The 25,488-nt window shown below is 70.3% G+C and carries 20 protein-coding genes; 9 read left to right on the top strand and 11 right to left on the bottom strand.

Features of this window, described 5'->3' with window-relative positions; translation table 11 throughout:
- Positions 1–2 precede the first annotated feature (2 nt).
- Both mfd and AC0VX2_RS02615 read right to left on the bottom strand, forming a co-directional pair.
- Positions 3–3,659 (bottom strand): transcription-repair coupling factor, encoded by a 3,657-nt coding sequence (gene mfd, locus AC0VX2_RS02620; protein ID WP_475432621.1) that lies wholly within the window; start codon positions 3,657–3,659, stop codon positions 3–5.
- Positions 3,656–4,720, bottom strand: coding sequence for a MauE/DoxX family redox-associated membrane protein (locus AC0VX2_RS02615; protein WP_101965781.1), 1,065 nt, complete (start codon positions 4,718–4,720; stop codon positions 3,656–3,658). The genes mfd and AC0VX2_RS02615 overlap by 4 nt, the downstream gene beginning before the upstream one ends.
- A gap of 184 nt (positions 4,721–4,904) precedes the next feature.
- Between AC0VX2_RS02615 and AC0VX2_RS02610 the strand changes: the two genes are divergently transcribed.
- On the top strand, positions 4,905–5,432 hold the full coding sequence (locus tag AC0VX2_RS02610; RefSeq protein ID WP_119217477.1) for a DUF2505 domain-containing protein: 528 nt from the start codon (positions 4,905–4,907) through the stop codon (positions 5,430–5,432).
- 83 nt (positions 5,433–5,515) lie between these two features.
- A complete protein-coding gene (locus tag AC0VX2_RS02605) occupies positions 5,516–6,091 on the top strand; it encodes an arsenate-mycothiol transferase ArsC (protein ID WP_119217478.1) in 576 nt (191 codons plus the stop codon).
- Positions 6,092–6,138: 47 nt separating this feature from the next.
- Here AC0VX2_RS02605 and pth read toward each other — a convergent pair whose 3' ends face one another.
- From pth to AC0VX2_RS02590, 3 genes are all read right to left on the bottom strand, one after another.
- Positions 6,139–6,714, bottom strand: coding sequence for an aminoacyl-tRNA hydrolase (gene pth / locus AC0VX2_RS02600; RefSeq protein ID WP_400395219.1), 576 nt, complete (start codon positions 6,712–6,714; stop codon positions 6,139–6,141).
- Positions 6,715–6,721: 7 nt separating this feature from the next.
- On the bottom strand, positions 6,722–7,345 hold the full coding sequence (locus tag AC0VX2_RS02595) for a 50S ribosomal protein L25/general stress protein Ctc (protein WP_044659564.1): 624 nt from the start codon (positions 7,343–7,345) through the stop codon (positions 6,722–6,724).
- A gap of 185 nt (positions 7,346–7,530) precedes the next feature.
- Positions 7,531–8,694 (bottom strand): O-antigen ligase family protein, encoded by a 1,164-nt coding sequence (locus tag AC0VX2_RS02590; protein ID WP_020626569.1) that lies wholly within the window; start codon positions 8,692–8,694, stop codon positions 7,531–7,533.
- Between the two features lie 315 nt (positions 8,695–9,009).
- Here AC0VX2_RS02590 and AC0VX2_RS02585 point away from each other — a divergent pair, with 315 nt between their 5' ends.
- A complete protein-coding gene (locus AC0VX2_RS02585; RefSeq protein ID WP_400395222.1) occupies positions 9,010–10,413 on the top strand; it encodes a tyrosine-protein kinase domain-containing protein in 1,404 nt (467 codons plus the stop codon).
- A 60-nt stretch (positions 10,414–10,473) separates the two neighbouring features.
- Here the strand turns inward: AC0VX2_RS02585 and AC0VX2_RS02580 are convergent, their stop codons facing one another.
- From AC0VX2_RS02580 to AC0VX2_RS02570, 3 genes are all read right to left on the bottom strand, one after another.
- Positions 10,474–11,889 carry a sugar nucleotide-binding protein gene (locus AC0VX2_RS02580; protein WP_400395225.1) on the bottom strand — a complete coding sequence of 472 codons (1,416 nt, stop codon included), beginning with the start codon at positions 11,887–11,889 and terminating at the stop codon, positions 10,474–10,476.
- Between the two features lie 13 nt (positions 11,890–11,902).
- On the bottom strand, positions 11,903–12,898 hold the full coding sequence (gene rfbB / locus AC0VX2_RS02575) for a dTDP-glucose 4,6-dehydratase (protein WP_400395228.1): 996 nt from the start codon (positions 12,896–12,898) through the stop codon (positions 11,903–11,905).
- A gap of 894 nt (positions 12,899–13,792) precedes the next feature.
- A complete protein-coding gene (locus AC0VX2_RS02570; RefSeq protein WP_475432620.1) occupies positions 13,793–14,800 on the bottom strand; it encodes an IS481 family transposase in 1,008 nt (335 codons plus the stop codon).
- Between the two features lie 249 nt (positions 14,801–15,049).
- On the opposite strand from AC0VX2_RS02570, the gene AC0VX2_RS02565 reads away from it, so the two are divergent.
- Positions 15,050–15,880 (top strand): alpha-1,2-fucosyltransferase, encoded by an 831-nt coding sequence (locus tag AC0VX2_RS02565; RefSeq protein WP_239286754.1) that lies wholly within the window; start codon positions 15,050–15,052, stop codon positions 15,878–15,880.
- 46 nt (positions 15,881–15,926) lie between these two features.
- On the opposite strand, the gene AC0VX2_RS02560 is transcribed toward AC0VX2_RS02565, so the two are convergent.
- A complete protein-coding gene (locus tag AC0VX2_RS02560; RefSeq protein WP_336637539.1) occupies positions 15,927–17,033 on the bottom strand; it encodes a glycosyltransferase family 4 protein in 1,107 nt (368 codons plus the stop codon).
- 381 nt (positions 17,034–17,414) lie between these two features.
- Here AC0VX2_RS02560 and AC0VX2_RS02555 point away from each other — a divergent pair, with 381 nt between their 5' ends.
- The 5 genes from AC0VX2_RS02555 to AC0VX2_RS02535 all read left to right on the top strand — a co-directional run bounded on the left by AC0VX2_RS02555 (position 17,415) and on the right by AC0VX2_RS02535 (position 23,337).
- Positions 17,415–19,412 carry a glycosyltransferase gene (locus AC0VX2_RS02555; RefSeq protein ID WP_475432619.1) on the top strand — a complete coding sequence of 666 codons (1,998 nt, stop codon included), beginning with the start codon at positions 17,415–17,417 and terminating at the stop codon, positions 19,410–19,412.
- Positions 19,409–20,290: a glycosyltransferase family 2 protein gene (locus AC0VX2_RS02550; protein ID WP_475432618.1), complete on the top strand. Its 882-nt coding sequence runs from the start codon at positions 19,409–19,411 to the stop codon at positions 20,288–20,290. Before AC0VX2_RS02555 ends, AC0VX2_RS02550 begins: the two co-directional genes overlap by 4 nt.
- A gap of 152 nt (positions 20,291–20,442) precedes the next feature.
- Positions 20,443–21,249 (top strand): glycosyltransferase family A protein, encoded by an 807-nt coding sequence (locus tag AC0VX2_RS02545; RefSeq protein WP_400395516.1) that lies wholly within the window; start codon positions 20,443–20,445, stop codon positions 21,247–21,249.
- An 84-nt stretch (positions 21,250–21,333) separates the two neighbouring features.
- A complete protein-coding gene (gene rfbA / locus AC0VX2_RS02540) occupies positions 21,334–22,203 on the top strand; it encodes a glucose-1-phosphate thymidylyltransferase RfbA (RefSeq protein WP_336637535.1) in 870 nt (289 codons plus the stop codon).
- Positions 22,204–22,221: 18 nt separating this feature from the next.
- Positions 22,222–23,337: a glycosyltransferase family 4 protein gene (locus tag AC0VX2_RS02535; protein WP_400395521.1), complete on the top strand. Its 1,116-nt coding sequence runs from the start codon at positions 22,222–22,224 to the stop codon at positions 23,335–23,337.
- Positions 23,338–23,398: 61 nt separating this feature from the next.
- Here AC0VX2_RS02535 and AC0VX2_RS02530 read toward each other — a convergent pair whose 3' ends face one another.
- Both AC0VX2_RS02530 and AC0VX2_RS02525 read right to left on the bottom strand, forming a co-directional pair.
- Positions 23,399–24,511 carry a glycosyltransferase gene (locus tag AC0VX2_RS02530; protein ID WP_400395524.1) on the bottom strand — a complete coding sequence of 371 codons (1,113 nt, stop codon included), beginning with the start codon at positions 24,509–24,511 and terminating at the stop codon, positions 23,399–23,401.
- 9 nt (positions 24,512–24,520) lie between these two features.
- A complete protein-coding gene (locus AC0VX2_RS02525; protein WP_400395527.1) occupies positions 24,521–25,483 on the bottom strand; it encodes a glycosyltransferase family 2 protein in 963 nt (320 codons plus the stop codon).
- Positions 25,484–25,488 lie beyond the last annotated feature (5 nt).

Here is a 25,488-nt window from a genome sequence, read left to right as displayed (position 1 = left end):
GCTCAGCCCTCCGGCGCGAAGATCGCGTCGACCACCTGCTGCGCCCACTCGAGCAGCGGGACGTCCACGAGGTCCTGACCCATGACCGGCTTGGTCTTGGGCCGCGGGATGAGGACGCCGTTCAGGGCCGGCTTGACCTGGGCGCCCTTGTACATGCGGGTCAGGCGCATCTGACGGGACTCCGGCAGGTCCGCGACGGGGCCGAACTTCACGTTCTGCCCCAGCAGCATGACCTCGGTGACGCCCGCGGCCCGCGCCCGGTTGCGGAACCGGGCGACGGCGACGAGCGCCTCCACCGGCTCCGGCAGCGGGCCGTACCGGTCCTTGAGCTCCTCCACCACGGCGTCCACGGCGGCGTCGTCCGCGGCCTGGGCGAGGTTGCGGTACATCTCGAGGCGCAGCCGCTCCCCCGGCACGTAGTCGTGCGGCAGATGGGCGTTGACCGGCAGCTCCACCTTCACCTCGGCGGGCGCGGTGTCCTCCTCGCCCTTGAAGTCGGCCACGGCCTCGCCCACCATCCGCAGGTAGAGGTCGAAGCCCACGCCGGCGATGTGGCCGGACTGCTCCCCGCCCAGCAGGTTGCCGGCGCCGCGGATCTCGAGGTCCTTCATGGCCAGCTGCATGCCCGCGCCGAGCTCGTTGTGGGTGGCCACGGCCTTGAGCCGTTCGAGGGCCACCTCGCCCAGGGGCTTCTGCGGGTCGTACAGGAAGTACGCGTACGCCCGCTCGCGGCCACGGCCCACGCGGCCGCGCAGCTGGTGCAGCTGCGAGAGGCCGTAGCGGTGAGCGTCCTCCACGATCAGGGTGTTGGCGTTGGCGATGTCCAGGCCGGTCTCGATGATCGTGGTGGAGACGAGCACGTCGAACTTCCGCTCCCAGAAGTCCACCATGATCTGCTCGAGCCGGGCCTCGCTCATCTTGCCGTGGGCGACGGCGATCCGCGCCTCCGGCACGAGCTCGGCGATGCGCTTGGCCACCTTGTCGATGGTGGTGACGCGGTTGTGCACGTAGAACACCTGGCCCTCGCGCATCAGCTCGCGGCGGATGGCCGCGGTGACCTGCTGGTCCGAGTACGGGCCCACCGAGGTGAGCACGGGGTGGCGCTCCTCCGGGGCGGTGGCCAGGGTGGAGGTCTCGCGGATGCCGGTGAGGGACATCTCGAGGGTGCGCGGGATGGGCGTGGCGGACATGGCGAGCACGTCCACGTTGGTGCGCATCTTCTTCAGCGCCTCCTTGTGCTCGACGCCGAAGCGCTGCTCCTCGTCCACGATCACCAGGCCCAGGTCCTTGAACTGCACCTGGTCGGAGAGCAGCCGGTGGGTGCCGATCACCACGTCCACCTCACCGTGCGCGAGCCCCTCGACGACCTCCTTGGACTCCTTGGCGGTCTGGAACCGGGAGAGCGCGGCCACCTTGACGGGGAAGCCGGCGAACCGGTCGGAGAACGTCTGGTGGTGCTGACGGGCGAGCAGCGTCGTCGGGACGAGCACGGCCACCTGCTTGCCGTCCTGCACCGCCTTGAACGCGGCGCGCACGGCCACCTCGGTCTTGCCGAAGCCGACGTCGCCGGAGACGAGCCGGTCCATGGGGACGGCCGCCTCCATGTCCTTCTTGACGTCCTCGATGGTGGTCAGCTGGTCCGGCGTCTCGATGAACGGGAACGCCTCCTCCAGCTCGCCCTGCCACGGGGTGTCCGGGGCGAACGCGTGGCCGCGCGAGGCCATGCGGGCCGAGTACAGGCGGATGAGCTCGCCGGCGATCTCGCGGGTGGCGCGCTTGGCCTTGGACTTGGTCTGCGCCCAGTCCGAGCCGCCCATCTTGGACAGCGACGGCGTCTCCCCGCCCACGTAGGAGGAGATCAGGTCGAGCTGGTCGGTGGGCACGAACAGCCGGTCGCCGGGGGCACCGCGCTTCGAGGGCGCGTACTCGAGCACGAGGTACTCGCGGTAGGACTCCTCGGCGCCGGGGGCGGTGCGCGGACCGCCGGTGACCTTGCGGCGCTGCAGCTCCACGAAGCGGGCGATGCCGTGCTGGGAGTGCACCACGTGGTCGCCGGGCTGCAGGGTCAGCGGGTCGACGGCGTTGCGCCGCTTCCGGGCCAGCCGCGCCCCGGGGGCGCGCGTGCCCGCGGTGCGGTGCCGGCCGAAGAGGTCGTGCTCCGTGATCAGGGCGATCTGCGCGTCCGGGATCGTGAAGCCGGAGCCGACGGGCGCCGTCGCGATGGAGACCCGCCCCGGGGCGAGGTCGGCGGGCAGGGGCCCGTCCACCACGGAGGCCGTGAGGCCGGCCTCCGCGTTGAGCTCGGCGAGACGGCGGGCGGAGCCGGGGCCGTCGGTGAGGACCACGGCATGCCACCCCTCCGCGAGCCGGACACGGGTGTGCGCGACCATGGCCTCGATGTCGCCCGAGAAGGTCTGCGGGACGCCGAGGGTGGCGCGCAGGGTGGCGGCGTCGGGCAGCAGCTCATCGTCCGAGACCAGCGCGGTGACGGACCAGAACCCCTGGTCCTGCTCGAGCGCGGCCGCGCGGAGTTCGGCCACCGTGAGGAAGCCGCCCGCGGCGGACTGGTCCGCCCCGGCCACGTCCACCGGGGCGACCGCGCCCTGCGCGGCGCCGGCCCACGCGGCCTGGAGGAACTCCTCGTTGGTGGCCAGCAGGTCGTCGGCGCGGCCGCGCAGGCGCTCGGGCTCCACGAGGACGGTGAGCGAGCCGGTGGGCAGCATGCGGGGCAGCGACGTCATGGCCTCGGCCAGCAGCGGGGAGAGGGACTCCATGCCCTCCACGGCCACGCCCTCGGCGATCCGGTCCAGCATGTCCGCGGCGGCGGGCATGGCCGGGATCAGCTCCTTCGCGCGCCGGCGCACGTGGTCCGTGATCAGCAGCTCGCGGCACGGGGGCGCGTACAGCTCGGAGGGGTGGCCCGAGCCGTCCTCCGTGGTGTCCTCGAGGGATCGCTGGTCCGCCACGGAGAACCAGCGCATCTGTTCCACCTCGTCGCCGAAGAACTCGATGCGCACGGGGTAGTCCTCGGTGGGCGGGAACACGTCGATCAGCCCGCCGCGCACGGCGAACTCGCCGCGCCGGCTGACCATGTCCACGCGCGAGTAGGCGGCGTCGGCGAGCGCGGCCACCACGCCGTCGAAGTCCCGCTCCTCCCCCGTCCGCAGGGTCACCGGGCTCAGCTCGCCGAGCCCGGCCACGAGGGGCTGCAGCACGGCGCGCACGGGGGTGACGACGATGCGCAGCGGGCCCTCCGCGTGCTCCTCGGGGTGGGCGAGGCGGCGCAGCACGGCCAGGCGCGCGCCCACGGTGTCCGAGCGCGGGGACAGTCGCTCGTGGGGCAGCGTCTCCCAGGACGGAAACAGCGCGGCGGCACCGGCGGGGGCCCAGGCGGCCAGGTCGGTCACGAGGTCCTCGGCCTCGCGGGTGGTCGCGGTGACCACGAGGACGGCGGCGCGCTCGCCGTGGCCCTCGGCCAGCGCCTCGGCCAGGACGGTCAATAGGGGCGCGCGGGCTCCGTCGGGCAGGCCGATCTCCAGTTCGACGCCCCGGGACTCGAGCGGCCGGGCGGCGGAGGCGGCGGCCGCCTCGAGCGCGCGTTCGGCGCGCAGGCGCGGCAGCAGCGGGGCGAGGACGGGGGTGGTCTCGGGGGCGCTCATGCGCGGACCTCCGGGGTGGCGGTGGAGCCGTCCGTGGCGGCGGGCAGTTCGGTGGTCATGATCTCCCGGATCTCTTCGAGGAAGGCGAGGACGTCGTCGGCGCCGCCCACCGGGCCGCCGGCGGTCAGCCGGTCCGTGCCGAGCAGCACCGCGGTGGGGAACGAGTGCAGGCCGAGGGCCTGCGAGGCGGCGCCGGCCGGGTCGGCCAGCACGAGCGACGCGTCGACGGCGCCGCTGTGGATCGCCCCCTCGGCGCCGGGGGCGCGCTGGGGCATGAGGACCCGCAGCCGGACCGGCCCGAGCGCGTCCGTGAACTCGTCCAGCCGCTCGATCACCCGCGCGCAGGAGCCGCACCCCGTGGAAAGGCGCAGGGCCACCACGGCCCCGTCCGCGACCAGCCGGTGCAGACCGGTGTACTCGCCGTCCGCGACCACGACGGCGTCCGGGAACGGGCGGCGTTCGGGCTCGGCCTCGCCCACGGGGTCGACGGCGGCCGGGGCCTCCGCGATGGGCATCGCCGGGGCCGCGTCGGGTGCGGCCGGGACGGACTCGCGCCCGGCCAGGAACGCGGCGGTCGCGAGCAGCACGGACACGAACAGGGCCCAGGCCCACGCGCCGGCGCCGAAGGCGGTGAGCGGCTGCCAGGCCAGGCCCGCGCCGTGCACCGCCAGCGAGACGATCCCCTCGGCCAGGGCCAGGACGGCGAGGGCCAGGAAGACGACGTTGCGGACCACGGTGGTGCGGGAGATCGGGGCGGCCGAGGCCTCGCCGAAGCAGCCGCACGAGACGCCGTCGTCCTGGGCCCGGACCACGAGCGCGAGGAAGGCGGCGAAGAGGGCCACGGCCACCAGGCCGACGACCGGACGCAGCAGGGTGAAGGGCTGCAGGAGGGCGGCGGCGAGCAGCAGCTCGAGCCAGGGGAACGCGCGCGCCAGGGCGGGGGCCGCGAACGGACGGGGCACCCTGAGTCGGGTGAACGTGGCCTGCACGTCCTCGCCGGAACGGAGCTTCGCCGTCCCGCTCAGGAGCATGATGAGGGCCACGGCCCAGAGTGCCGACATGGCGGACACACCTTCCAGGGGGTTCACGAGGGGTCGCGCGGCCGGTCCCGGCGCCGTGCACGGGACCCGGGTCGCGGAGGCCAGCATATAAGGTGAGGGTTGGACGCCCATCGCCGTCGGCGAACCGGTGCCGGCCCTCTCACGGCCCGCCGGGCGCGGCCCGACTTGACCCCGAGGAGACACCGTGGCCTTTTCCGCTCAGCAGCCCATCCCGCACCCGCCGTCGGCCGTGGCAGCCGCCCTGGCGTCCGAGGACTTCCACCGTTCCGTGGTCGAGTCCTTCGGCGGATCCCTGGTCTCGTTCTCCGTGGAGGGCTCCCCGGAGGGCCCGATGACCGTCACCGCCGTGCGCTCCCTGCCCGCGGACCGCATCCCGGACCGTGTCCCGGACATGGCCCGCAAGCTCATCGGCTCCGCCCTCCAGGTGGAGCAGGTGGAGCGGTGGGACGCGCCCGCCGCGGACGGCTCCCGCACCGGCACCACCACCATCACCGTGCCCTCCGCCAAGGCGACGGCGGACGGCGCCCTTCGCCTGACCGCCGCCGGCGAGGGTTCCCAGTTCTCCGTGGACGGCACCCTCGTCTGCCGGATCCCGCTGGTGGGCTCGAAGCTCGCGGCGAAGGCCGAGCCGATGGTCGGCAAGGTCGTCAATCGTCAGGCCCGGGCGCTGTCCTCGTGGCTCGAGCGTGACGGCGGAGCCGCGCGCAGTTGATCTCGTTCGCCCGTCGCCCGGCGCTGTCGAGCTCGGCTCCGCCTGCCCGGCGGGGGCGCCGGGCCCTTCCCTCGCCGGACGCCGTGCTCATCGTGTGCACCGGCAACGTGTGCCGCTCGGCCTATGCGAGCCGGGCCCTGCAGGGCCGGCTGGCGGTCCTGGCCCCCGGCCGGGTGGAGGTCGGCAGCGCCGGCTCCCAGCCGAACCAGGCACTGACGGTGCCGCCGCCGCTCGTGCGGCTCGGCGCCGAGGCCGGCGTCACCGGGCTGGAAGGCCACCGTCCCGCCGCGTTGCAACCGTTCATGGTGGCGGAGGCAGATCTCGTGTTGGCCGCGGCTCAGGAGCACATGCGCTTCGCACTCCAAGAAGTGCCGCAGGCCGTCGCGCGGGTGTTCACCGTGCTGGAGCTCGCGGCGCTGGTCCGCGCGATGGACCAGCGGGACGGGCGGGACTGGATCCCCGCCGGTCGCGGGGTGCGTGCGTTCGCGGCGGAGGCGGCCCGCCACCGGGCCCTCGCGCGGTCGACCGCCCAGCCCCTCGACGTCGTGGACCCGTTCCGCGGGCCGGTGGAGGGGTACGCGGAGATGATCCAGATCATGGATCCCGCACTGGAGACCATCGCGGATGCCCTGGCCCGTGCCGTGACCCCGACCCCCTGAGCGTGGGGCTGCACCCCCGTCGAGGACGTCCGCCCGGGGCGGGAGGCTCAGTGGAACGCCTGCTGGGCGGGCGCGAGCCCGTCCGTGACGATCTTCTCGACGGCGTCCGCCGCGCGGTCCACGTGCAGGGGCAGGACGTCCTGCTCGGGCTTGGTGAAGGGGCGCAGCACGAAGTCGGCCACGTCCATGCGGCCCGGGGGTCGGCCGATGCCGACGCGCACGCGGGCGTAGTCCTTGGTGCCGAGCGAGGCGGTGATGGACTTCAGGCCGTTGTGGCCGCCCTCTCCCCCGCCGCGCTTGAGGCGCAGGGTGTCGAACGGGATGTCCAGCTCGTCATGGACCACCACGAGGTCCTCGGGGCCGATCCCGTAGAAGGACGCCAGCGCGGAGACGGGGCGTCCGGAGACGTTCATGTAGCCGATGGACTTCGCGAGCACGACGCGCGGTCCCCCGATGCCGAGGCGACCCGTGGCCACCACGGCGCCGGCCCGGTGGCGGGTGAACCCGACCCCCATGCGGGAGGCGAGCTCATCCGCCACCATCTGGCCGACGTTGTGACGGGTGCGCTCGTACTCGGGCCCGGGGTTGCCGAGCCCGACGATGAGCGTGGTCCCCGTCGTCATGGCGTGATCAGTCCTCGGAGCCCTCGGACTCGCCCTCGGCGGACTCGGCGGCCTGCTCCTCCTGCACGGACTCGTCGCCGAGGTCCTGCTCGACGACCTCCGAGACGGTGGCGATGACGATGTCGTCCTCGAGCTGCAGGGTGGTGCCGGCGGGGACCTGCACGTCCGGGGCGTACACGTGGTCGCCGGCCTCGCGGCCCTCGACGGAGATGGTGACGGCCTCGGGCAGGTCGGTGGCGTCGGCCTCGACCGGCACGGTGACGTAGTCCAGCACGTAGTCGTTGCCGGGGGCGACCTCGCCCTCGACATGCACGGTGACCTCGACGATGACCTTCTCGCCGCGGCGGACCTCGATGAGGTCCAGGTGCTCCACGGTGTCCTTGATGGCGTGGCGCTGGATGTCCTTGGGCAGGACCAGGTGCTCCTCGCCGGCCTCGTTCACGACGGTGAGCAGGGCGTTGGGGTTGCGGACGGCCAGGGTGGTCTCCTGGGCCGGCAGCAGCAGGTGCACGGGATCCTGGCCGTGGCCGTAGACGACGGCGGGGATCAGGCCGGCACGGCGGGCCTGGCGGGCGGCACCCTTGCCGAAGTCGGTGCGGCGGGTGACCTTGATCTTGAGCTGGTCAGACATGATGCGTCCTCCTGTGGGGGTCTCGGCCGCGCAGCCGGGGGCGGCGCGGGATGCGGCCAGGAGGGGGCTTCAGTGCCGCAGCGGGTCAGCATGCTGACGCGCGGCGGCGGCCTCGTCGATCACGGAGCGCGCGCTCCCTCGCCTGGGCAACCTGGACAGGATAGCACCGGTGATGCTCGTCGCGCTCAGCGGCCCGCTCGTCGGGACCGCTCCACGATGCGGTCCAGCTTGCGGCGGTGAGCCCGTTCACCCGCGGACGCGCCGTGGGATTCGTCGTCCTCCTGGGCGCTCAGCAGCAGGCCGCAGCCGAGGACGACGGCGCCGAAGATCGTGATGAACACCTCACCCAGCTGGAGGGAGGTCACCAGGATGATGAGCGCGGCGGCCTCGACAGCCACGCGGGACGGCGATCGGTGCGTCCGGGCGAAGGGCCGCAGGCACAGCCACAGGTAGGCGCCCACCACCACGATCAGGAACGGCCAGCCGCCCTCCACCAGCAGCCCCAGATAGGAGTTGTGGAAGAACATGGTCACGTTGTCCAGATCGACGACGGCGGTGGAGAGCCCCTGGCCGAAGAACGAGGTGTCGGCCACCTTCTCCGCGGACGCCTGCTGGATCTCGGCCCGGAACCAGTCCGTGCCGGTGCGGTCTCCGAAGATGCCGAGGTCGGCCAGGTTCTCCTCGGCCCAGCTGACGAACCAGCCCATGACGACGGCGAGTGCGATACGGAGGACCCGCCCCAGGTAGGGGCTCACGAGGATCCACACGACGGCGCAGAGCAGGCCGGCCATCGAGGTCCGCGAGCCGGTGAGGAACGTCAGGGCGGAGCCGGCGCCCAGCACGAGGAGCTTGGGGCCCATGCGCTGCATGGTGGCCACGAGCAGCACGGGCAGGAGCGCATAGAAGAGGCCGGAGACGTTCTTGTCCCCCAGGAACCCGGTGAGGTAGCCGCCGTAGGTGTCCGGGGCCAGGCCCGCGTAGAAGAGGGGCACGTTGATCAGTGCTCCGGCCGTCATCCCGTAGAGGACGCCCTTGATGTCGATCCTCTCGCTGGCGATGGCGTAGATCAGCAGGATCAGGAGCGTGATCCTCGTGGCGCGACGCGTGGGGTCGAGGTCGTTGTGCACGGTCACCGCGACGAGATACGCCACCAGGGCCAGTGCGACGAGGGCCAGCACGCCGTAGTGGGAGAGGTCCCGGCGGGGCTGCCGGAATGAGGCGAGGAGCAGCAGAAGGATGGCGGAGAACTCCGCGAACGGGATCGGCAGGCCGGGAGCGGTGAACGCATCCATCACCAGGCCGATGGCCAGCACGGCCTCGAACAGCCGCGGTGAGGCCGGCGTGACCAAGGGGTTCCACGGAGAGCGGGTCCACGCGGCCTGACCGTCCGGGACGAGGCCGAGTGAGGCGTGACGCCTGGCAGGCCGGGCCTCGGGTGGCACCACGGCCCTCACAGCGCGGGCAGCCGTCCGGTCACGGGGCGTGCTCGAGCGCATGGTGCGGAACCTTTCATGGACGCCGGGCGATACTCGGCTCAGCGTAGCGCGGTGGCGTGCCTCGTCCTCGGGCCCGGCAGACCGCACGAGGGGTCTTGGTACCGTGGACCGCGCGTGCCTCGCCCACGACGGCCCGCGCATTCCCGTCCATGACCCCCGAGGTGCTCCGTGACGATCGTCGACTTCTTCCGCCTGCTGCGCGCCAACCTCCTGCTGCTCCTGGCAGCAGCCCTCGTGGGGGGTCTGCTGGGCTGGGGCTACTCCGCGCTGCAGCCCCGGATCTACGCATCCGAATCTCAGGGGTTCCTCGCCGCCCGGGCTGCAGATCAGAGCCTCATCACCAGCAACCTGCCCGCCGAGAGCCGGGCTCAGGCCTACGTCGCCCTGATCAACAGCGAGGCCGTGCGTGAACGCGTGGCCCAGGACACGGGGCAGGACGGCGACGGTTCGCTCTCCGCGGTGCTCGTCCCCGAGTCCAGCATGATCAAGGTGACCGCCACCTCGACGGATCCCGAGACCGCCGCGCAGCTCGCGAACAGTGCTCTGCAGGCGACGGCGGACGTGGCGGCGGACGTGGACAAGAACAGCCCGTTGGAGGTCGTGCCGCTGTCCGACGCCCGCGTGCCCTCTGCCCCCGTGAGCCCTGACACCCGGCGCAACGTCCTCTTGGGCGTCGTGGCCGGACTGAGTGCGGGACTCGCCATCGCCGTGCTCCGTCGTCTCCTGGACGTGAAGGTGCGCAGCCGCGCCGACGTGAAGGAGATCACCGGCGCCGGCGTGATCGGCGCCGTTCCAGAGAACGCGTCCCTGACTCGCACGGGCGAGGAGGCCGTGGACCTCGATCCCCGGGCCGGCGAGGCCATCCGGGCGCTGCGCACCAACCTCAAGTTCGTCTCCGTCGACGAGCCGCCCCGCGTCGTCTCGTTCACGAGCGCGGACCCCTCCGAGGGCAAGTCGACCGTCGCCTCGAATCTGGCCCGCGCCCTGGCCCTGGCAGGCGAACGGGTGCTCGTGGTGGACGCCGACCTGCGGCGCCCCCGGCAGCACGAGCTCTTCCAGGTGGCGGGCGACGTGGGCCTGTCCGAGGTGCTGGCCGGTGAGGTGCAGCCGGACGACGCCCTCGCGGCCACCGGAATCCCGAACCTCACGCTGCTCCCCGCCGGCCGGACGCCCCCGAACCCGTCGGAGCTGCTGGGCTCGAAGCGCATGCGGGCCCTGCTGGAGCTGGCGTCGGAGGACTTCTTCGTCATCGTCGACTCCCCTCCCCTGCTGCCCGTCACGGACGGTTCCCTTCTGGCCACGGCCGTGGACGGGACTGTGCTCGTGGTGCGTCAGGGGCGGACCCGCAAGGACCACCTGGAGGCGGCTGTGGAGAATCTCGCCGCGGTGGACGCGCATCTGCTGGGCGTCGTCATGAACGGCGTCGCGCGCTCCCAGCGCGGCGGCGGCTACTCCTACGGCTACGGGTACGAGAGCACGTACCACAAGTCCCACGAGAAGTACCTCTCGAGCGTCGGTTCGTCCGCGAAGAAGGGGCGGCGTTCACGCCGCAAGGCCCGCACGCGCAGCTGATCGCCCCCACGCACGAAGCCCCCGCCGAAGCCGGCGGGGGCTTCGTCGTGCGAGACGGGGTCAGCGCCTCAGGTACGTGCGCAGGCGTTCGCGCTGGTCCGGGGCGGTGTAACCGACGGCGGCCAGGGGCCCGAGGTCGAGGGCGCTGTTCGTCGGCCGCGGGGCCACGCCCTCCTTGCCGGCCAGGTACGCGGCGGTGGTCGTGGCGGAGACGCGCGCGGCGTCGTGGCCGGTGTCCTCGAAGACCCACCGGGCGACGTCGTGCCAGGTGACCACGTCACCGCTGTTGGTCATGTGGAACGTGCCCGTGGGAGTGTCCGTGGTGACCAGGTGCAGCAGGGCGTCGGCGAGGTCGTCGGCGAAGGTGAGACGGCCGTGCTGGTCGGCGACGACGGCCGGGTCGATCCCGCGCTCGGCGAGGGAGGCCATGGTGGCCACGAAGTTCTTCCCCTCCCCGATCACCCAGGAGGTGCGGACGATCCAGTGCCGCGGTACGGTGCGCACCGCGGCCTCGCCGGCGGCCTTCGACTGGCCGTAGACGCCCAGCGGCGCGAGCGGGTGGTCCACCGGGTGCTCCTGCCCCACGGGGAGGGCACCGTCGAACACGTAGTCGGTGGACACGTGGGCCAGGGGGACGCCGGCCTCGGTGCAGCGGCGGGCCAGCTCGGCGACGGCGGTCGCGTTGACGGCCCAGGCCTGGGCCCGGCCCTCGGGCGTCTCGGCGGCGTCCACCGCGGTCATGGCGGACGCGTTGACCACGGCGCGCAGGCCGCGGAAGTGCTCCCTCGGCCAGGACGCCGGATCGGTCATGTCCCATGTGTCCCGGCCGTGGGCCTCCACCGGGATCCCCGCGGCCTCGGCGCGGGCCACGAGGGCGCGGCCGAGCTGGCCGCCGGCGCCGAGCACGAGGATCGGGGCGGGCGGCATGGGGGTGACGTCCGCGAGCAACGGGTGGGCGCGGTCCTTGTCCGAGAGCTCGGCGTCCTCGAGCGGGATGGGCCAAGCGATGGCCGCCGTCGGGTCCGCGAGGTTGAGGAACGTGTACTGGCCCTGCGCGTCGGCGGACCAGTGGTCGTTCACCAGGTAGGTGTAGGCGGTGTCCGGCTCGAGCGTCTGGTAGGAGTTGCCCACCCCGCGCGGCACGAAGACGGCCTTCTCCGGGCCGAGCTCCACGGTGGCGACGGCGCCGAAGGACGGCCCCTCGCGCAGGTCCACCCAGGCGCCGAAGATCCGGCCGTGGGCGACGGCCACGTACTTGTCCCAGGGTTCGGCGTGGATGCCGCGGGTGGTGCCGACGGCGTCGTTGAAGGAGATGTTGTTCTGCACCGGGGCGAGCGAGGCCAGGCGGGGGTGCTCGGCGGCGAGGGCGCGGATCTTCTCCCGCTGCCAGTTCTCCTTGAACCAGCCGCGGTTGTCCCCGTGGACGTCGAGGTCGAGGACGAGCAGGCCGGGGATGGCGGTCTCGGTGATGCGCATCAGCGGTGCCCCCTCACTGGCCCTGGGCGCGGTACTTCGCCTCGACGGCGGCCTTGGCCGGGCGCCACCAGGCCTCGTTCTCGCGGTACCAGCGGACCGTGTCCGCCAGACCGGCGCGGATGTCCGTGAACTGCGGCTCCCAGCCGAGCTCGGTGCGCAGCGCGGTGTTGTCGATCGCGTAGCGCAGGTCGTGGCCGGGGCGGTCGGCGACGAGGTCGTAGTCGTCCGCGGGGCGGTCGAAGAGCTCGAGGAGGATCTCCACGATCTCCCTGTTGTTCCTCTCGCCGTCCGAGCCGATCAGGTACGTGCGGCCGATCTCGCCGCGTTCGAGGATGCGCAGCACGGCCGAGGAGTGGTCCTCCGTGTGGATCCAGTCCCGGACGTTGACGCCCTGGCCGTAGAGGCGGGGGCGGACGCCGTCGATCAGGTTGGTGATCTGGCGCGGGATGAACTTCTCGATGTGCTGGTACGGGCCGTAGTTGTTGGAGCAGTTGCTCAGCGTGGCCTGCACGCCGAAGGAGCGGACCCACGCGCGCACCAGGTGGTCCGAGCCGGCCTTCGAGGCCGAGTACGGGCTGGAGGGGTTGTATGGGGTGGTCTCGATGAACTTCGCCGGATCGTCCAGCTCGAGGTCGCCGTAGACCTCGTCCGTGGACACGTGGTGGAAGCGCTTGCCGTGCTTGCGGACCGCCTCCAGGAGGACGAAGGTTCCGACGATGTTCGTCTGGATGAACGGCGAGGGATCGTTCAGCGAACTGTCGTTGTGGGACTCCGCCGCGTAGTGCACGACGGCGTCCGACTCGGCGACCAGGCGGTCCACCAGGGCCGCGTCGCAGATGTCCCCGACCTCGAGAGTGACGCGGTCCTCCGGCAGGCCGGCGAGGTTCTCCCGGTTGCCGGCGTAGGTCAGCTTGTCCAGGACGACGACGTCGTGCCCAGTCTCGCGGATGACGTGGTGGACGAAGTTCGAGCCGATGAACCCGGCGCCGCCGGTGACGAGGATGCGCATGATGACAGGATACTGAGTGGTCCGTTCAGTATCGTGTCCAGGGCGACCTGCGGCGGGCAATCGGCTCGCTTAAGCCCCGACCCATGCGCCTTCGCATCCTCCTCGCCAACGGCGGCATGGCCTACCCCGGCGGTACCCAAGCCTGGATCCGCCAGATGCACCGCCCCCCTCTCACGAGACCACGAGGTACACCTCTACTCGGGCAACGGCATAGAAAACGCGATAGCGCCGTTTGACGCCGGCGCCAGGTACGACATTGGGCTGATCAACCACTGGACGAGCATGCAGGCTCTGCGGCACGCACGGATCGAAGAGCGGATCTTCACGAGCCACGGCGTCATCCCTGACGAGGAGATCCCCGTTCTCGGTGCAGATGCCTACGTCTCTGTCTCTGGGACGGCACTGCCCGAACTGTCGCGCCGTGTCGCATTCGTGTCCAATCGCCAGGGGACAGCGCGGGGAGATCATCGAAGCAGCGTGCACGCTGGCAGGGTTGGGACTCCGCGTCGTCGGCAATAAGACTGCAGTGGCCGATCCCCAGCAGGTATACCAATGGGCAGACTTCGTCGTGGGCATCGCGCGGGTCACCGTGGAGGCGCTGGCGGGGGACGCAATGTGCTCTGCTTTGACTATAAGGGCTTCCGTGGAATGGCGATTGAAGAGAATCTCTCCTAACTGCGGAGGCCCAACTTCGGAGGACATGTGGCCGGCACGTGGCCGACACCGCAGCACGTGGCCAGGGTTCTTCGGACTGAATATGACCCTGCCAGGAACCTCCGGGCCGCAATGAGGGAAGAGCATTCGGCGGACCACCTCGCGCAGAGGTACGTTTGCCTGGCCGAAGCCATCTTGAAAAGTTGCGTCGCAGCAGCCATCCGCAAGGGCCATCGACAGCTAGGTGTAGGAGGGCATGACGTTGTTGACTCGGGCCGGTGCCAACGAGGTCGGCGGGGCGTCCCCGCAGGAGGTATGAGGCCGATGGTAGTTGTAGTGGTTCACCCACACCGCCAGGGCCTCACGCCGAGCCTGCTCTGAGGTGTAGGGGCGGGCGTAGAGGACCTCATCGACCATCAGCCGGTTGTACCTCTCCACCTTCCCGTTATGGCGCGGGGTGTAGGGCCGGATCCGGTGATGCCGGCCCCCGAGCGAGACCACCTTCGCGGTGAAGTCCGCAGCCCGATAGTTGTTCCCGTTGTCCGTGATCACCCGGTCCACGGTGATGCCGTGGGCGGCGAAGAACGCCCGCGCCCGGCAGTAGAAGCTCACGGTCGTGGCCGCCCGCTCGTCCTCCAACGCTTCGGTGTAGGCCAGCCGGGTGAACCCGTCGATCGCCGAGTGCAGGTAGGTGTAGCCGACCCGCCGGCCTGCACCACGCTTGGAAGCACGGCCTGCTTCACTGTCACGTCCGTGAGCACGCCAGCCGCCCCCGTCTGGGATCTTCCCGATCTTCTTCACGTCCAGGTGCACCATGTGCCCCGGCCCTCTCGCGGTGATCTTCTGGGGTCGTTGGCGCAGGTCTTCTCCGGCCGGGGTCAGGTCCCGTAGGCGGGAGATCCCGGCCCGGTGCAGCCACCGTCCCACGGTACGAAGACACACCCGGTGGCCCTCGGAGACGAGGTGGTGATGGATGCGCCGTGCGGACCACTTGCGCTCCCGCCGCAGGGCGTGGATCTGGGCGACCAGGACCGGATCGAGCTGGGCAGGTGAACGGTGCGGCCGGCTGGGCAGGTCCTGAAGGCCGGCTTCTCCCTGGGCGCGGTAGCGGGCGACCCAGGTGGCCACCGTGGGCCGGCTCACCCGGAACTCGGCTGCCACGTGTGCCTGCGGGATCCCGTCGTGCAGGTGGCGGTGGACCATCCTGAGTCGGCCGGTGGGGGTCAGGGGTGCGTTAGCGTGAGTCATGAGTGGGTCTCTTCTGGCAGGTGGGTTGTTGAGGAACTTCCATCCTGCGGGGCGGGGCCCACTCGTCTCATCTCAGCCCGGTACCCATGTCAAGAACCTCATGACCCACAACAGCTAGGTTGCCCGAAGGTTTTTCGTCTGATGGGCTGTCTTGGATGAACGCGCCTGTGCACGGGTAGACATGCCAGCCGCCGACGCGGGTTTCGCAGGTCACTTGGACGCCGGCTCGATAGCATTCGGACTGTGAACATGCTCCGGCACGCAAAGTCCTCCGTCTTGCGCCTGGTCCGTCACGGACGCCCCGTCGCGTGGGTGCCCGACTGGATGAACCTCGGCAACCTGCTGTACATGGGCAAGTGGGCCTACGACGATCGCGACGCTGGGCGTCGGGTGCTCCTGCATCCAAAGCATGAGAAGACGGTCGGGCTGTTCCCGGACCTTCGCGAGGGATTGTTCATCACCCCCGAGGAGGTGCGGTTCACGGATCAGCGGGTCATGCCGTGGTCCGGCCAGCAGGACGCGCCCCGCAATGAGTTCACCGATCCCGAGCCAGACGCGCAGTTCATCGAAGATCTACTGCTCCATGGAAGCCCGCTCACCGAAGACGTCCCCGGCATCGATGACTCGATAGTTGTGAACGTCCGTCGGGGTGACTACTACTCGGTTCCCGAATACAACGCTGAGTACGGGATGAATCAGAGGGAGTACGTCCGGGCCGCTGTCGCGGCGTCTGTTGCCGATGGTGGCCGTCCCGATCGGATCATCGTCATCTCGGACGGCATGACATGGTGCCGCGAACACCTTTCTGGCGTCCTTGACCCGATCGCCACGACGCTCTACCAGGACGGCGACGTCGCTCACGATCTTCGACATCTGATCCACGCGCGCCGATTGGTCCTGCCGAATTCGACTTTTTCCTATTGGGGCGGATACATCGGCGACGTCGCCCACCCTGGTCGGGAGGTGACCGCGCCCTGGTTCTTCTCGCGCGCTCAGGACGGAGGCATGGCCACCCAGCTCCGCCACCACTGGCGTCGGATCGATGACATACCTGGCGGGTGGGGCCCCACCGGTCCGTGACCCCGGATGCAGGCACGTGGCCTCCCCCGCCCACCCCGGCGTGTGCCTAGGCGGCGGCGCCCGCGCCGGGACGCGCCCATCCCCGCCGTCGTATGGCCGCGTCGACCTGACACCACATCTCGTCGTAGGTGAACCGCTCGGAGACGAGCGCTGCGGCGTTGCGGCCCAGCTGACGGCGTCTGACCGGATCCGCATCCAGTGTGGTCAGCGCATCACGCCAGCCTTCGACGTCGCCGGGCTGGACGAACACTGCTGTCTCGTCCGTGAAGTACTCCCGCATGGCCGGGGTGTCGGTGAGGACGAGACAGGCCCCGGTTCCTGCAGCCTCAAGCGCCACGGTCTGACCGGTGGGATAGGCCTGGACGTGAGTCGGGATCGTCACTACCGAGGCCGTCGCCATCAGTTGCCGATATTCCGCGAACGGCACCCTTCCGTGGAACTTCACCTCGGGCGGCAGCGTCTCGCGCTGGACGTGCCCTCCGCCGGTGTACAGGTCCAAAGACAACCCCGAGCCGTTCATCGCGGCGATCAAGGTGCCGAAGTCCCTCCCGCGGTCGGCCCCCACGGAGACGATCCCGTACCTACGAGCATCATTGGACACCGGGAACTGTCCAGGGTCGTAGCCGAAGGTGACGGCCTCGATTCGCGCCGCATCGAACCCCGCCTCCACCAGGATCTCCACCTGGTTCCGTGACAGGACGAGAATCAGATCCACCCCGCTGTAAGAAGTGACCACGGCTGTTCGCTGCGCAGGGGACATCCGTTGGAGCTCATCTGCCAGCCAGCACGCGATCATGACGAGTGGCCTTCCGGCGTAGGGCATCATCCCTCGACGCTTAGCCCAGGAGGCGGAGAGCGCCTCTTTTTCCAGGAAGGCGAGCACCAGGTCCGAGCGCCATGCTTTGCGGACAGACCGGAGAGTCTTGTCCATCGGCCGACCGGAGCGGTGCTCCACGACATCGCGGAGCTTCCGGTGAACACGCGTCCGTGCCGGCTCGACTTCCATGAGGTCGTAGCCGAACTGGCTGAGCCGATCAATCCCGTAAGGGCCGTCCGCTGCCCGACCGGAGGTGAGGACCAGGCAACGGGTGTACACGGGCGCCTCCCGAATGGCATCGCGGATGGAGAACGATTCCTCGACGCTCCCCCGCATGGGAGCATCCGCGAGGAACTCGCTTCAGCGTACCCGGCCCTGTCCAACCTAGGATGGACCCTACGCCGACCACCTGACCGAGGAGTTGACTCACTCGTGGCCCTCCATGTCGGGCTCTACAGTCCCTGGAGTACCGACGACCCCCGGGCATGGTCCGGTGTCGTGGCACCCATGGCAGCCGCGCTCCGTGAGCGATTCGGCGTGACCGTGTTCCCTCCGGTCGCTCAGCCGGATGCAACCGGCGAGCGGCTCCGCACCCGCCTCCGCGGCATGAGGGGACGGCGCAGTCTCCCCACCCACACCATGGCGACCGCTCGGCTTCGCAGCGTAGCTCTGGCAGATCAGATCCGCGCGCACACGAGAGAGCCCCTGGATGCTCTGGTGGCCATCGCATCATCGACCGATGTGCTCTCACTCCCCCACGATCTGCCCCTCGTCCAGGTCACCGACGCCACCTTCCCCGCCATCTGCGGGTTCTACCCGATCGCGACCGCCCTCGGCCGTCGCAACGAGCGGGAGGGGCTGCGCGTCGAACAGGCCGGGGCCGCCGTGACGGATCACTTCCTAGTCGCGTCTGACTGGGCTGCCCGCAGTCTGATCGGGGACGCAGGCGTCTCACCCAGTCGGGTGACCGTCGCCCCCTTCGGCCCCGCCACCCCCACGTCGAATGCACCCCGCCCACGGACGCCGGGTTCCCCATTGCGAGTCCTGGCTGTCATCGCTGATTGGGAGCGCAAGCGTGGAGACGACGTCGTCCTCGCCGTGGAGCAGGCTCGGCAGAGCCGGGAGATCGGACTGACCATCGTCGGCCGTACCCCGGGAGGCCTCCCCCCGTGGGTGGACACGCCAGGCGTGGTGGACCGGTCGGTCCTCGCCGAGCTTTACAGGGAGCACGATGTCCTCCTTGACCTCGCCCTGGCCAACGCGGCCGGCGTGGTCATGACCAACGCACTGGTCTCGGGGCTGCCCGTCATCGCCACGCGCGTAGGGGGCGTGGAGACCATCGTCCAGGAAGGACTCACCGGATGGCTCGTCGCCCCGGGCGAGGCCGTCGACCAGACCGCACGTCTGCTCGGGGAGCTCTCGGAGGCAACCGTGGCGCGCGCCGCCGAGGCGGCAACCCGAGACGGCCGGTCGCGGCTGAACTGGCAGGCATGGGCAAACACAGCGGAACAGGCGGTCCATTCCGCCCTTGAAGCGCGCAGAAGTCCTGGGCCCTCCGCCTCGACCATGCGAAAAGCCGTCATGCTCACACCCGTTCTTCCTTCGTCGACCCGCCAGGAGTCAGCGGGCGAGCACCTGGTGCACGCCATTGCCGAGGTGATAGGCGAGAGCGCCGAGCTGACGATGGTCACGACCGATGGCCCGGCCAACCGTCGCGCTCTCACCCGCGGAGTCCCCTTCTCCCATCGGATCCTCTCCCCTGCCGCAGACCGCCGCGGCCGCCTAGAACGCCTGCTCGCAGTGTCCCCGTCACTGAGCCGCGTCGCCCTCTCCCGGGTTCGAGACCTGGTGGCAGAGGCCGATGTCATCGACCTGCAGTGGGAGGAGACCGCCATCCTGCTGGGAGCCATTCGCCGCATCAATCCCAACGCGCGCGTCGTCGTGACACTGCACGACGTCCTCTCCCAACGGTTCGGACGGCAGCGAAAGCTCCAGACGAGCATCCCACGCCGAGCAGCCTGGGCGGTCCGGCGTGCCGCCGCCCTCCACCTAGAGGGCCGGATCGCTCGACAGGCCGACGATGTCGTGGTCCTCAGCCAGAAGGACGCCGATCTGCTGCCCCGCCGGGGCACGCACGCACGGGTGCATGTGGTGCCCCCAGCGATCTCCGGCCACGTGCGCACTGAAGCCCCCTCCTCTACGAACCCCCTGCTCCTCTTCGTGGGCTACATGGCCCGTTGGGAGAACGAGGACGCGATGCACTGGTTCGTCACCGAGATCCTCCCCGAAGTGCGCAAAGCGCACCCGAACGCGCGGGTCGCCGTCGCGGGCGACGGGCTCCGCGACCACGTCGTGGCAGAACTCGAAGCCAACGCCGTCGAGGTTCTGGGCTTCGTGGACGACCTCGAGCCTCTGTATGCAGAAGCCGCCGTGGTGGTGGTCCCCCTCCGCTACGGCGCCGGCGTGAAATTCAAGGTGGTGGAGGCACTCATCCGCGGCGTTCCCACGGTGACGACCACCGTGGGAAACGAGGGCATCCGCCCCGCCGACGCGGCGTTCGTGGCCGATGACCCCCGGGCCTTCGCGGCGTCCGTCAACCGGGTGCTCCGGGATCCTGACGCCGCCAATAACCATGCGCGCCGGACAGCCCATACCGTGGCCGAGGAATACGGAGAACAGCGCTTCCGCGCCCGCCTCCAGGAGGTCTACGGATGAGCAAAGCTGTCAGTGTGGTCATCCCCTGCCACAATGCCGCCGCCACCGTCGGCTGCCAGATCTCTGCTGTACTGACCCAGCTGCGGCCGAACGATGAGCTAGTCCTAGTGGACAACCGCTCCACCGACGCCACGCGGGCTGTGCTCGACGTTGCGGCCGCCCGGGACGAGCGCGTGCGCGTCGTCTCCGCAGAGGAACGGGCCGGGGCGAACCACGCCCGCAACGCGGGGGCCACCACCGCGCGCCACGACGTGATCCTCTTCTGCGACTCCAACGACGAGGTCCACCCGGGCTGGGTCGACGCACTGCGCGCGGCCCTGGCCAGCGGCGGCGTGGCCGGTGGCGCAGCGACCCCGGTCGACGCGACAGGCCGCCGCCTCGGGCCGGACCTGGGTCTGCACGAGATTTTTGGCGGGCCGGCATACCCGCTGGGCGCGTCAATGGGCCTGCATCGTGACGTCCTGCGGGCGGTCGGCGGATTCGACGAGTCCTTCGCAGGCGGGCACGATGAAACTGACCTGGCCTGGCGTGCCGACACGGCTGGCTGGCCAACCGTGTTCGTGCCGTCAGCCCGCATCGATTACGTCCAGCGACCCGACGCGCGCACCGCCGTCCGGCAGCGGCGCTCCTACGCCCGCACTGCGATCCAGCTATGGACGCGCCACCCAGAGACGGTCGACCCCCGCGGGGTGAGTCTGCGCGGGGCCGTGCGAAACCTCGTGCGCAACGTGCCCTCGGGGCTGCGCGTTATGCTCGGGACGGCCAACACGGAGCAGGCCGCGGGCTGGGGCTGGAACGTCGGGCTGCTCGAAGGGCACCTGCGCTATCGAGTGGCCGGGCGACCTCCAGAACCGCGAGTGCCCACATTCGCTCGGTGAGCAGATAGGGAGCTGTCGGCTCGCCGGGCCGATGCCCGTGGCGTTAAGCCCTGGGGGTCGCGCCCGGGGGTAGCGGCTGCCCATTCCACCACGCCCCGCCGGTGTCACGAGGAGCGTCCCAATAAGGTATCTTGATACGTGTGACGTCACAGGTGGCATTTATCATCCCCACATTCAACGACGATCCTATCCATCTGCGGGAGGCTGTTGAGTCGGCGCTCCGACAGGAGCATGTCAGTGTTGAGGTGGTGGTAGTGAATGACGGTTCCACGCGAGCGGAAACACTGAGGGAGCTCAACGAGCTTCCGAGGTCGGTGAAAAAAATCGATCAGCCCAATCAAGGACCGTCGGCGGCCCGAAATACCGGAATTCGCGCGATCTCTTGCCAATATGTGGTACCTCTCGACGGAGACGACCGCGTGAGTCCGGACTTTGCCGCACGCGGCGTCGAAACGCTGGAGGCTGACGCAGACTGTAGATTCGCGTACGGGAAAGTCGCGCTCTTCGGCGCAGAGACTGGAGCGAAGATCCCTCCGGCCTCGGTTGGCCTGGCAGACCTGGCGGGCGGCAATCGTATTGCCGCAACTGCTGTATTCCGGCGCGAAGACTGGCGGGCCGTGGCCGGCTACGACGTGGAACTCCGACGCGGGTTCGAGGACTACGAGTATTGGATACGACTCCTAACGCGGCTGGGCGGCCACGGCACCCGCATCGAGGCGACTCTTGAATATCGCCAGCGGTCTGAATCGCGCCGCCGGGCCGACCTGTCGATGGGCATGGCTATTACCCGCGAGCGGATTTTGATCAACAACGCAGCTCATCTAGACATCCTGCTTCGGGCCACGTGGAACCGGCTTGACGAATCATCCGCCGAGACTCAGATGGCGTGGAATGATCCCCTCCAGATCCGGCGCTACCTCCGACCACTGAAGGCACTGCTCGCCCCGTTTCCACGCTAGTGCCCACGGCCGCGCCACATGCCCATCGAATCCTCGACAGGGCTCGGTTCTCCCCCCCCCGGGGGCGCCGGTAGAGTGTCAAGCATGAAGGGCATCATCCTCGCTGGCGGCACCGGCTCCCGGCTGCACCCCATCACCCATGGCATCTCGAAGCAGCTCGTGCCCGTCTACGACAAGCCGATGATCTACTACCCGCTGTCCACGCTCATCCTGGCGGGGATCAGCGACATCCTGGTCATCACCACCCCGCACGACGCGCAGCAGTTCCAGCGCCTCCTGGGCGACGGCTCCCAGTTCGGGATCTCGCTCAGCTACGTTCAGCAGCCCTTCCCCGACGGCCTGGCACAGGCGTTCATCCTCGGGGAGGACCACATCGGCGACGAGCATGTCGCGCTCGTCCTGGGGGACAACATCTTCTACGGCCCCGGCATGGGCCAGCAGCTGCGCCGCCACACACAGGTCGACGGAGCCACCGTGTTCGGCTACTGGGTGGCGGACCCCAGCGCCTACGGCGTGGTGGAGTTCGACGACGCCGGCAAGGCCATCTCACTGGAGGAGAAGCCTGAGGAGCCCAAGAGCAACTATGCGGTGCCCGGCCTGTACTTCTACGACAACGACGTCGTCGAGATTGCGAAGAGCCTCAAGCCGTCGGCACGCGGCGAGCTGGAGATCACCGACGTGAACCGCACCTACCTGGAACGCGGCAGCCTCAACGTGGAGGTCCTTCCCCGGGGCACCGCATGGCTGGACACCGGCACGTTCCACGACCTGAACGACGCGTCCAACTTCATCCGCACCATCGAGTCACGGCAGGGCCTCAAGGTCGGCGCGCCCGAGGAGGTCGCCTGGCGCCAGGGACTGCTCACGGACGACGAGCTGCGCGAGCGCGCCGAGCCCCTCGTGAAGTCCGGGTATGGCCGGTACCTGCTCGACCTGCTCGATACCGGTCGCTGAGGCCGCGAACGGACCGGCATGGATCTCGGATACCTGTCCCCGTCGTCGCTGTGGAGCACCCCGGACGGCCTCGCCATGGACGCCCGCGCGTGGGAGTCCGTCGAGGAGATGGCCCGCTCCCACGAGGGCCGCTTCATCGTGGCTTCGCCCGGCTTCACCCGGGCGCCCGCGACCCCGGTGGGCTGCGTCGCGCTCGACATCGTGTCGCCGGCATTCGACGTCGTCGCCGTGGAGCCGACCGCCGAAGGAGTCGACTCCCTGGACCTGGACGCGATCCTGGCGCTCCATTCGCGTTCTACCGCAGGCCTCGCACGAGCGCGGACGCCGGTCGTCCTCACCTCCGAGGTCACCTACGGCATCCGCCTGGGCATCCACCGCGCGTCCCTGTCCGGGCTGCCCCTCGCGCGGGCCGCGGCAGGACTCCTGCGCCAGGAGGCAGGCCTGCTCCGTCAGGTCCTGTGGGCGGCCTCCCTGCAGGCCAACGGGCCGGCGGCCGCCCGCGCGTACGGGCGGCTGACCGAGGACGCGTTGGCGTTCCATGACTCACGCATCCGGCACGCCGAAGTCGAGGCCGCCGCGACGACTCCGGGGTGGGAGGGCGGACCGCTCCGCATCGGGTTCTCCGGCCGCCTCGACCCGATCAAGGGACCCGGGTTCGCGATCGCCCTCGCGAAGCGGGCGAAGGAGGACGGCCTGCCCGTGGAGCTCCATGTCTTCGGCGCCGGCCCCCTAGAGGCCGAGCTGCGTTCGAGCGCCGGATCGAACGTCGTCTCCCGGGGATTCGCGGACTTCCATGAGCAGTGGGTGCCCGCGGTGCGCGAGGAGGTGGACGTGATGGTCCTCCCGCACGTCCAGGGGGATCCGTCCTGCACCTACTTCGAGGCCCTCGGATGCGGGACCCCGATCCTCGCCTTCGCCAATCAGACCTCGACGTACATCGCCGAGGAGCGCGGGGCGGGATGGGTGGTGCCCCAGCGGGATGTGGAGGCGATGCTGCAGGTCCTGCGCGAGATCCTCCGTGATCCCAGGAAGCTCCACGACGCCCGGGCGGCCGGCATCGCGCTGATGCGCACCCACCACTTCGAGGCGACCACGCGGTCCCGGCTGAGACACCTCGCGCAGCACGCGGCGTGACCCTCCGGATCCGTTCCCGGGACCGCCGCCGAGCACGAGTGGCCGGGGTGTCGGGAATTCCTCACAACGACCCGACGGCGTCGCTGATCTGCCGGGCGAACTCGGCCTCCGAGAACCGCGCCGCATGGCTCCGTAACGCGTCCCGGCCCCAGTCCCGCCCCAGCGCCCGCTCGATCCCGTCGGCCACCGCATCCACCGTCGGTTCCTCCACGAATACCCCGTTGACGCCTTCCACGATGGTGTCCAGGTAACCGCCGGCCCGCAGTGCCACGGTGGGCACGCCCCACGCGCTCGCCTCGAGCGGCGTTATGCCGAAGTCCTCGTGGCTCGCGGCGATCAGTGCCGTCGCGTGCACGTACGCCCAGCGCAGCTGCGCGTCGGTGAGGTCCTGGCCGAACACCACGTCCTCCCCCGCCATCGCCCGCAGCCGGGCCTCCTCCGGGCCCTTGCCGATCACCACGAGCGGCCGCCCCGCGCGGGCCGCGGCCTCGATCGCCACGTCCACGTGCTTGTACGGCATGAGCCGCGCGACCGACAGCAGGAAGCCGTCCTCCGCCAGCCGCTCGGCTCCGGGGATCGGCTCCTGCGGGCCATCCGTGCTCACGGAGTGCGGCGGGAACACGAGGTCCACGCCGTCGAGCCCGTAGACGTCTTCGATCCGCTCCTTCACCACCGTGGAGTTGGCCACATAGCGCGTTCGACGCCGGACGGACGCGCGGTCCCACCTGCGCAGGCCCGGACGCAGCACGCGGGCGACCCGGCCCTTGATGCTGTCCCGACCGTCCTCACCCAGGTAGTCGTCCAGCAGATACACCCAGCGCGCCGGGGTGTGGCAGTAGACGAGCGTGGCGCCGTCGTAGCGGAATCCATGCGCCCAGCCGGACGTCGAGATGACGGCGATCGGCTCCTTGACGTGCATCAGCGAGGAGGCCAAGGGCAGCAGCGGCAGTGCCCGCCGCGGGTCCTTCCGCAGCAGCCCCACCCGGTTCAGGGGCGAGGCGATGATGTGCGCGTCCTTGAACTCGGGGAACGTGCCCTCGGGGTCGTAGAACGTCGTGTAGATCGGCGCATCCGGCCACAGCCGATGCAGGGCGAGCACCACCCGTTCCGCCCCGCCCTTCTGGGTGAGGTAGTCGTGGGCGATGGCGATCGTTGCGGGAGTCTGTTCCGACATCGTGTCCCCTCAGATGGCCCGCTGCGCGCGGTGGGGACGGGCCCGTCCGGCCTCGGCGGCGCCCTCCACCTGGAGGGCGATGAGTCGACGGGCGAGCCCCCGGGGCAGGTGGTCCGCGACGGCGTCGATCAACGCACTGGAGCGCGTGAGCGTGGCTTCGGTGGTGCCCCACGCCACCAGGCGTACGGCAGCACCCCACACGCCTCGCGGAGCACCGATGGTGCCGAGCGGTGCCGCCCCGTGCTTGCCCACGAACAGGTTCCGCGCGGCCGTTCCGTGCAGGGCCCGCACCGCCTTCGAGTGCGTGGTCACGGCGGCAGCGTGGTGCCGCGTCTCCAGCTCGGGGCGGATCACCACGGGATAGCCTGCCGCGTGAAGCCGGTAGCCGTAGTCGATGTCCTCCCACCCGTACTGTCGGTAGTCCGGGTCGTAACCGCCGATCTGCTCGTGCAGGGCACGGGGAACGGACACGTTGCCCGCCCAGTGCCGCCACTGCCGATCCGCTGGCAGCGCATACGCGTGCTCACGGTGCAGGATGTCCTGGGCGTCACCGTAGGCGCGCTGATACGGGGTGGGCTCCAGGACGTTCACGTAGAGTCCGATCGCTCCGCCAGGCCCGCCCGAGTGCGCGGCCACGTGGTCCCGGATGTAGTGGGGTCCGGGCTCCAGATCGTCGTCCGCGCGGATGAGGATGCGGCCGGACGTCGCGTCGGCACCGGCGTTGAGTGCGGCGACCCGTCCGCGGTTCTCGCCGAAGACGGTCCAGCTCAGGTCCAGGCCCGGATACTCCGCGGCCAACTGGGCGAGCACCGCTTCCGACCCGTCCACATCCCCGTCCACGACCACGTGGACCTCGAACGGCGGGGCGTCCTCCTGCGCGGCGAGCGCGCCGATCAGGCGCGGCAGCCGCTGGGCGCCGCCCCGGCTGGGGACGATCACGCTGGCCTCGGGAGTCAGGGGCGTCTCGGTCATGAGTC

Source organism: Micrococcus sp. iso_239, from assembly GCF_056173395.1.
Note: the sequence above shows the minus strand (reverse complement) of the source record. Positions and strands in the feature narration are given on the sequence as shown.

What these genes read in the sequence shown, in the direction of transcription:
- AC0VX2_RS02535 (WP_400395521.1), top strand. Translation starts at nt 22,222, where the DNA reads ATGGATCTCGGATACCTGTCCCCGTCGTCGCTGTGGAGCACCCCGGAC.
- pth (WP_400395219.1), bottom strand. Translation starts at nt 6,714, where the DNA reads ATGACGACGGGGACCACGCTCATCGTCGGGCTCGGCAACCCCGGGCCC.
- AC0VX2_RS02570 (WP_475432620.1), bottom strand. Translation starts at nt 14,800, where the DNA reads ATGACTCACGCTAACGCACCCCTGACCCCCACCGGCCGACTCAGGATG.
- mfd (WP_475432621.1), bottom strand. Translation starts at nt 3,659, where the DNA reads ATGAGCGCCCCCGAGACCACCCCCGTCCTCGCCCCGCTGCTGCCGCGC.
- AC0VX2_RS02580 (WP_400395225.1), bottom strand. Translation starts at nt 11,889, where the DNA reads ATGCGCATCACCGAGACCGCCATCCCCGGCCTGCTCGTCCTCGACCTC.
- rfbA (WP_336637535.1), top strand. Translation starts at nt 21,334, where the DNA reads ATGAAGGGCATCATCCTCGCTGGCGGCACCGGCTCCCGGCTGCACCCC.
- rfbB (WP_400395228.1), bottom strand. Translation starts at nt 12,898, where the DNA reads ATGCGCATCCTCGTCACCGGCGGCGCCGGGTTCATCGGCTCGAACTTC.
- AC0VX2_RS02530 (WP_400395524.1), bottom strand. Translation starts at nt 24,511, where the DNA reads ATGTCGGAACAGACTCCCGCAACGATCGCCATCGCCCACGACTACCTC.
- AC0VX2_RS02595 (WP_044659564.1), bottom strand. Translation starts at nt 7,345, where the DNA reads ATGTCTGACCAGCTCAAGATCAAGGTCACCCGCCGCACCGACTTCGGC.
- AC0VX2_RS02525 (WP_400395527.1), bottom strand. Translation starts at nt 25,483, where the DNA reads ATGACCGAGACGCCCCTGACTCCCGAGGCCAGCGTGATCGTCCCCAGC.
- AC0VX2_RS02560 (WP_336637539.1), bottom strand. Translation starts at nt 17,033, where the DNA reads ATGCGGGGGAGCGTCGAGGAATCGTTCTCCATCCGCGATGCCATTCGG.
- AC0VX2_RS02550 (WP_475432618.1), top strand. Translation starts at nt 19,409, where the DNA reads ATGAGCAAAGCTGTCAGTGTGGTCATCCCCTGCCACAATGCCGCCGCC.
- AC0VX2_RS02565 (WP_239286754.1), top strand. Translation starts at nt 15,050, where the DNA reads ATGCTCCGGCACGCAAAGTCCTCCGTCTTGCGCCTGGTCCGTCACGGA.
- AC0VX2_RS02615 (WP_101965781.1), bottom strand. Translation starts at nt 4,720, where the DNA reads ATGTCGGCACTCTGGGCCGTGGCCCTCATCATGCTCCTGAGCGGGACG.